This is a genomic window from Mesorhizobium sp., assembly GCF_005063415.1.
Classification (GTDB): domain Bacteria; phylum Pseudomonadota; class Alphaproteobacteria; order Rhizobiales; family Rhizobiaceae; genus Mesorhizobium.
Genome location: NZ_SUEG01000221.1, coordinates 1 through 5,963 on the forward strand (window position 1 = coordinate 1; position 5,963 = coordinate 5,963).

At 61.2% G+C, this 5,963-nt stretch carries 8 protein-coding genes and 2 tRNA genes; 4 read left to right on the forward strand and 6 right to left on the reverse strand.

Annotation, left to right across the window (positions count from 1 at the left end; genetic code table 11):
* Window positions 1-756: 2-hydroxy-3-oxopropionate reductase (locus E5W70_RS30225; protein ID WP_292664941.1), on the forward strand; the 756-nt coding region annotated here is incomplete at its 5' end.
* Window positions 757-768: 12 nt separating this feature from the next.
* Here E5W70_RS30225 and E5W70_RS30230 read toward each other — a convergent pair.
* Window positions 769-1,080 carry a hypothetical protein gene (locus E5W70_RS30230; RefSeq protein ID WP_292664942.1) on the reverse strand — a complete coding sequence of 104 codons (312 nt, stop codon included), beginning with the start codon at window positions 1,078-1,080 and terminating at the stop codon, window positions 769-771.
* Window positions 1,081-1,090: 10 nt separating this feature from the next.
* Window positions 1,091-1,948, reverse strand: coding sequence for an RNA methyltransferase (locus tag E5W70_RS30235; RefSeq protein ID WP_292664943.1), 858 nt, complete (start codon window positions 1,946-1,948; stop codon window positions 1,091-1,093).
* Between the two features lie 202 nt (window positions 1,949-2,150).
* Between E5W70_RS30235 and E5W70_RS30240 the strand changes: the two genes are divergently transcribed.
* Window positions 2,151-2,235 (forward strand) — tRNA-Tyr (locus tag E5W70_RS30240).
* 67 nt (window positions 2,236-2,302) lie between these two features.
* A tRNA-Gly gene (locus E5W70_RS30245) sits at window positions 2,303-2,376 on the forward strand.
* A 177-nt stretch (window positions 2,377-2,553) separates the two neighbouring features.
* Here the strand turns inward: E5W70_RS30245 and E5W70_RS30250 are convergent.
* Window positions 2,554-3,021, reverse strand: a complete 468-nt coding sequence (locus E5W70_RS30250) for a YidB family protein (protein WP_292664944.1) — start codon at window positions 3,019-3,021, stop codon at window positions 2,554-2,556.
* A 159-nt stretch (window positions 3,022-3,180) separates the two neighbouring features.
* On the opposite strand from E5W70_RS30250, the gene E5W70_RS30255 reads away from it, so the two are divergent.
* Window positions 3,181-3,438 (forward strand): GlsB/YeaQ/YmgE family stress response membrane protein, encoded by a 258-nt coding sequence (locus E5W70_RS30255; RefSeq protein ID WP_292664945.1) that lies wholly within the window; start codon window positions 3,181-3,183, stop codon window positions 3,436-3,438.
* Window positions 3,439-3,483: 45 nt separating this feature from the next.
* Here the strand turns inward: E5W70_RS30255 and E5W70_RS30260 are convergent, their stop codons facing one another.
* The 3 genes from E5W70_RS30260 to E5W70_RS30270 form a co-directional block, all read right to left on the reverse strand.
* Window positions 3,484-4,125 carry an N-acetylmuramoyl-L-alanine amidase gene (locus tag E5W70_RS30260; RefSeq protein WP_292664946.1) on the reverse strand — a complete coding sequence of 214 codons (642 nt, stop codon included), beginning with the start codon at window positions 4,123-4,125 and terminating at the stop codon, window positions 3,484-3,486.
* 141 nt (window positions 4,126-4,266) lie between these two features.
* Entirely contained in the window at window positions 4,267-4,716 is a 450-nt protein-coding gene (locus E5W70_RS30265) for a GFA family protein (protein ID WP_292664947.1), read from the reverse strand.
* 33 nt (window positions 4,717-4,749) lie between these two features.
* Window positions 4,750-5,637 carry a DMT family transporter gene (locus E5W70_RS30270; RefSeq protein WP_366509759.1) on the reverse strand — a complete coding sequence of 296 codons (888 nt, stop codon included), beginning with the start codon at window positions 5,635-5,637 and terminating at the stop codon, window positions 4,750-4,752.
* Window positions 5,638-5,963: the final 326 nt, after the last annotated feature.

A 5,963-nucleotide genomic window follows, 5' to 3' on the forward strand; every position in this document is an offset into this window, starting at 1 on the left:
GGTCTGAAGATCGTCTCTGGCCACAGCGCCGTGGCGAAGACGGCCGACATCATCATCACCATGGTTCCCGATACGCCGCAGGTGGCCGACGTGCTGTTCGGCGAGAACGGCGTCGCGTCCGGCCTGACAAGAGGCAAGCTGGTCATGGACATGAGCTCGATCTCGCCGATCGAGACCAAGGCCTTTGCAAAAAAGATCAACGATCTCGGCTGCGACTACCTCGATGCGCCGGTGTCGGGCGGCGAGGTCGGCGCCAAGGCGGCGTCGCTGACCATCATGGTCGGCGGCGAGGAAAAAGCCTTCGAACGCGCCAGGCCTATTTTCGAGAAGATGGGCAAAAACATCACTTTGGTCGGACCCAACGGCGTCGGCCAGATCACCAAGGTCGCCAATCAGATCGTCGTCGCGCTGACCATCGAGGCCGTCGCCGAAGCGCTTGTCTTTGCTTCAAAAGCCGGCGCCGACCCGGCCAAGGTCAGGCAGGCGCTGATGGGCGGGCTCGCCGCCTCGCGCATTCTCGAAGTGCACGGCGAGCGCATGATCAAGCGCAGCTTCGCGCCCGGCTTCCGCATCGAACTCCACCAGAAGGATCTCAATCTCGCGCTGGAAGGCGCGAAAGCCCTCGGCGTGGCGCTGCCCAACACCTCGACCACGCAGCAATTGTTCAATTCTTGCGCGGCGAACGGTGGAGCAAAGGAAGACCATTCGGCACTGGTCAGGGCACTGGAGCGGATGGCTGGCCACGAGGTTGGGTGAGAGTGAGGTGAATTAGTCTGCAATAGCTTCGATGGGCCGACTTCGTTCGACCGCATAGCGTAAGAGATCGGCAAAACGTTTCAGAAAATCTTTGGATTCCTCCGACATTCCTTCAGTTCGCGCAAGTGCCTCAACTTGCTTGGTCAAGGAAGGTAAGGATTCGATCGGAAGAGTCGCGTCCTCATAGAAATCTTCGAATTTCAGTATGAGTTCAAACGCGTTTTGGTTTGCGATTGACACGATTTCATGATGCGCAGAGGGACCTACCGATACGCATCGATCGATATGTCCATCTGGATTGAGAACGACAAAATCCAATGACATGCATTGCGTCCTATTTGCCGCGCGCGAACCACCGTTGGGCCGCATAAAGGCTCACCGCCGCCGCATTCGACACGTTGAGCGAGCGGATGGCGCCGGGCATGTCTAGCCGGGCAAGCGTCGTCACCGTTTCGCGCGTTTTCTGGCGCAGGCCTTTGCCCTCGGCGCCAAGCACCAACGCGATCTTTTCTCCGGCAAAGCTCGTTTCGATCTCCGCCGGCCCGTCCGAATCCAGGCCGATCGTCTGGAATCCGGCCTCGTGCAGCTGCTCCAGCGCATCGGCGAGGTTCTTCACCTCGATCTGATCGATGTGTTCGAGCGCGCCGGAAGCCGACTTCGCCAGCACGCCGGATTCCTGCGGGCTGTGGCGCGCCGTGGTGATCAGCGCACCGGCGCCGAAGGCCACCGCCGAGCGCAGAATCGCGCCGACATTGTGCGGATCGGTGATCTGGTCGAGCACCAGCACCAGCCTGGCGTCGCCAAGCGCATCGAGCCGCTTCGGTTTCAGCGGCTCGGCCTCGATCAGCACGCCCTGGTGCACGGCATCGGAGCCGGTGACCTTGTCGATGTCCCTGGGTTCGACCAGTTCCGCCTTGAAGGGCAAAGCGCCGAGATCGGCGATTGCCAGTCGCTCGGCAGCGTTGCGCGTCACCAGCATTTTTTTGATCTTGCGGCGCGGATTGTCGAGTGCGGCTCGCACCGTGTGCAGCCCGTAGAGCCGCACCAGTCCATCCGCAGGGTTCTCGCCGGCCGGCACCGGCTGGCGCGGCCTGAACGCCGGCGCGCCGCCGCTCTTCTCGTCGCGATGCGCGCGGCGCAGCTTGGCATAGTGGGTGTCTTTCGGGGTCTTGGATTTGTTATCGTTGCTCATGGCCGGCTTCTATAGCCGTGTCGCCCGGCCATGGATACAGCCGCAGAAGCTGCTTGTCGGGCGAGGCGTGAGATTCAGCGCTTTTTGCCGGGCTGTTGCGGTTGACAGTTTTGGGCGCTGCCGCCATAAGGCGCTTCGCGGAAGGGCTGCTTTGGCGGCCGCGACGCGTCGATGCCTCGTTGCATGGCTCCGGCGGCAGACTGGAGAGGTGCCCGAGTGGTTAAAGGGGACGGACTGTAAATCCGTTGGCTATGCCTACGTTGGTTCAAATCCAACCCTCTCCACCACTGCCGGCCCGGAAGCCCTGAAACGCAGAGCGAGCGTCGGAGCGGATCCGATGCTTGACTGAAAGGCGCGGGTATAGCTCAGTGGTAGAGCAGCAGCCTTCCAAGCTGAATATGCGGGTTCGATTCCCGCTACCCGCTCCAGCTTTCCCCCAGCCGCGGCGCACCTCGCGCACGGTGCCGAAGCAGGCAGCGCCAAGCGAAGCCTTTGCCGATAGTTCAAAGTATTCGTTGCGCGTCCAAACGGACGCGCGACGAACTTTGATCCGTGTTTTACGCATGTCGTTGTCCCAAACCGCAGGCGGCGTTGGGCGACAGCCGTCAGCTCGCGAACTTGCTGAATATGGACGCGAGCTGGTTCTGCTGCGGCACTTGCCCGTTCGGCGTCAGATGGTCGACAAGCCCGGGCAAGGCCGCTGACAATTGCTGGAGCAATTCCTGCTGGTTCAGGCCCGTCCTTTGGGCGATCTCCTGGATGATCTGCGGGCCGAGGGCACTGCCCAGATCGCTGGGGTTGATCGGCTGGTTCTGACCGGTGCCGACCCACGAATTGGCGACGTTGCCGTGGCCGGCGTCCTTCAGTTTGTCGAGCAGGCCGCCCAGACCGCCGAGCAGTCCGCCGTCGGCGGATGCGGTTGTATCAGCCGGGACGGGGGCAGGGCTTTGCGCTGCCTCCGGCTGGGCGGAACTTCCACCGCTCAGCATTTTTCCCACCAAAAGTGCGCCGAGCGCGATCATCAGCGGCTTGGCGACGTTGCCGCCGGGAACGGCATTGTCAAACAGTCCCATTGTGGATCTCCATGTCAAATTGCCCGTCCGTCTCCGACAATGACGCATTCATGGCGAATTTCAAGCCGGTTTGAGCTTTCCGTAATCATGATTTTCAAGTTGGCTTGAGCTTTGCTTAATAATGTGGAAGTAATCGAGCGCGGGGAACGGAGAGGAAAAATGTCAATATTAAGCTGGATTATTCTCGGCGTCATCGCCGGCTTCATAGGCAGCAAGATTGTCAATAAAAGCGGACAAGGCCTTGTGCTCGACATCGTCCTCGGAATTGTCGGGGCTATCGTCGGCGGGCTCATCTTCAGCGCGTTCGGCGCGTCAGGCGTTACCGGGCTCAACATCTATAGCCTGATCGTAGCCGTGGTCGGTGCCGTGGTTGTCCTGTGGGCCTATCACCAGTTCAGCGGCAAGAGGACTCTGTAGAAGCCGTTCGGCAGTTGCGTCGGCATTCACCCGAATGCCGACCGCCTATCTGATCCTTTTGAGGATTTCGCGGATCAGCGTGTTGAGGCCGGCTTCCAGCCCTCTCACCATGATCGGCCATAATTCCTCGAGCAATCGCTGCCATACGGCATCGCGCCCATTCCTCACCGGCAGGTTTGGCCTCACCGGCAGATTTGGCATCTCGCCCATTGCCGCCGTCACGTCGCGGCGCAGCCGCTCGCCACAGGCGCGTGCGCCGCAGATCGTCGGATCGAAGGGCAGCCGGGTGAAATCCCATTTTCCGCGTTGTTCTATGCCGAGATTGCTCTCGACCTCGGCATCCGACAGCACCGTTTTGGGCGTGACCTTGATGCGGTAATATTTGCAGAGTTCGGCGACAACCGCGGTCATCGCGTCCCACTGCGCGCTGGTCATCGGATAGCGGCCGGCATCGAACGGCCTTTCCTCCGCCCCGGCCATGCAGCAGAGCGAAACCCCGATCGAGCCGCCGTTGCAGTTGAGCGTGTGCGCGGCATATCCCGGTTTTACCCGGCTCGAATTGAGCGCGATCGAAGGCCGGCCCCTGATCATGCGGCCATTCCCCTCGACCAGTATGTGATACGCATCCTTGTCGGTATCGCCGGCCGAATGCGAGCCGGCCGTCCAGTGGCAAATGACGCGCCTCATCGAAACATTGGGCAACCAGTCGGGCGGCAACGCCAAAGAAATCCCCGCGACACAGGTTCAGTGACCGAGCACAGTACAGTTTGCTTGGCGGCGGACGCGAAAACGAAACGATAATTTGGTTGAGCGTTTTCTAACGGTCAGCTATTCGCCGGCATCTCCGGCGACCACGTGTTCTCTGTATTGCGGCAGATCGTCGGTGATCGTGAACCACTTTGCCTTGGAGCCGACGAAGATGTGCTGCGTCGGGCGGATGGTCGGCTCGTCGACGAGGCTTCCCATGGCGACATGCACGAAGGCACCGTCGCGGACCACCGAATAGAGCAACGAGCCGCAAGTCTTGCAGTGCGCGTCATGGCCGGTTTCGTCGCCGAAGATCATGAGATTGTCCTCGCCCCCGGTCAGGCTCAGCCTGTCGCGTTCGATGCCGGCGAATGGCTTGAAGGCCGAACCGGTGGTGCGCCGGCAGTTCGAGCAGTGGCAGTTCGCGGCATAGATGAACGCGTCCGCCACCGCGTACTGAACGGCGCCGCACAGGCACTTTCCAATAAGCCTGCGATTGCGTGAATTCTGGTTGTCATCCGGGCTTGCCACGCGCTCCTCCCATTGTGCAGGCCGATTTCAGTTTCAAGCGACGACGGTCAACCGGCGCTTGCGCTCGTCGAGCGAGACGATGGTCAACCCGCTGGCCACCACCAGCAGGATGCCGCAGATGGCCAACGCATTCGGGAGCTGCCGGAATACCACCAGGCCTGAAATCACCGCCCAGACGGTAAAGCAATAGTAGAACGGCGCTACCACGCTGGTCGGCCCGATGCGATAGGCCATGAAGATGAAGAAGTGGCCGAAGATCAGGAACAGTCCGGCGCCGCCCATCAGCAGCAGGTGACGGGTCCCAGGCACCACCCACTGCTCGGAAACCAGGTGCGCAACGCCGGCGCCCGCGAGCACCACAATCACCGCGGAAATAGCCACGACCATTCCCGGCACGTCGGCGGCGACCTTGCGTCCGGCCAGATCGCGCGCCGCGGACAGGGCTGCATTGCCTAGCGCCAGCAGGGCGTAGACCGAAATCCCCTGCATCGTCGGTTGTGCCACCATCACCGCGCCGACAAAGCCGAGCCCGATCAGCGCCAGGCGTAGCCCGCCGATCCGTTCGCCGAACAGCATCGAGGAGCCGACCAGCATCAGCAAGGGCGTGATCTGCCCGAGCGCGGTCGAATCGGCGATCTGCATGTTGGCGAGCGCCACCACGTAGCAAAGGATCGCACCCAGTTCGAGCATGTTCCTGCGCAAAACCTTGGTGTCGAGGATCAGCGGGATCTGCTTGCCATAGCCCAGCATGAACAGCAGCGGAATGCCCCACAATGTTGCCGCAGCGCCGCGCAGGAACAGCACCTCATAGGGCGGCAGTCCCGCGGTTGCGAGCTTCATCATCGTGTCGTTGACGATGTAGGACCCGGTCGAAACGACCATGAACAGCGGGCCTCGTATGCCAGTCGGGATGAAATGCATCGGCCCACGAAATCAGACCGGCGCCAGGGCGGCAATGGGCCAGATCCGGCTGTAAATCCGTCAAAGCCGTCAGCCGCCGCCGTAACCATTCCATTTGCCCTTGTTCGTTCCTATATCCGCGCCACATTCTCCGAAACCGGATCAAGCGTTCGGGCGGGCGGGCGCGCTCGGCGACAAGGCACTTGTGTTTTTCGGCCTTAGTCGCTAATCGCCCCGCATTCGACTGAACTGAAGGTCCAGGCCGTCCCCAGGCCGTCCAAGGAAAGAGACTATGGCAAAAGGTAAATTCGAGCGCACTAAGCCTCATGTGAACATTGGCACGATTG

What these genes read in the sequence shown, in the direction of transcription:
- E5W70_RS30230 (WP_292664942.1), bottom strand. Translation starts at nt 1,080, where the DNA reads ATGTCATTGGATTTTGTCGTTCTCAATCCAGATGGACATATCGATCGA.
- E5W70_RS30235 (WP_292664943.1), bottom strand. Translation starts at nt 1,948, where the DNA reads ATGAGCAACGATAACAAATCCAAGACCCCGAAAGACACCCACTATGCC.
- E5W70_RS30250 (WP_292664944.1), bottom strand. Translation starts at nt 3,021, where the DNA reads ATGGGACTGTTTGACAATGCCGTTCCCGGCGGCAACGTCGCCAAGCCG.
- E5W70_RS30255 (WP_292664945.1), top strand. Translation starts at nt 3,181, where the DNA reads ATGTCAATATTAAGCTGGATTATTCTCGGCGTCATCGCCGGCTTCATA.
- E5W70_RS30260 (WP_292664946.1), bottom strand. Translation starts at nt 4,125, where the DNA reads ATGAGGCGCGTCATTTGCCACTGGACGGCCGGCTCGCATTCGGCCGGC.
- E5W70_RS30270 (WP_366509759.1), bottom strand. Translation starts at nt 5,637, where the DNA reads ATGCATTTCATCCCGACTGGCATACGAGGCCCGCTGTTCATGGTCGTT.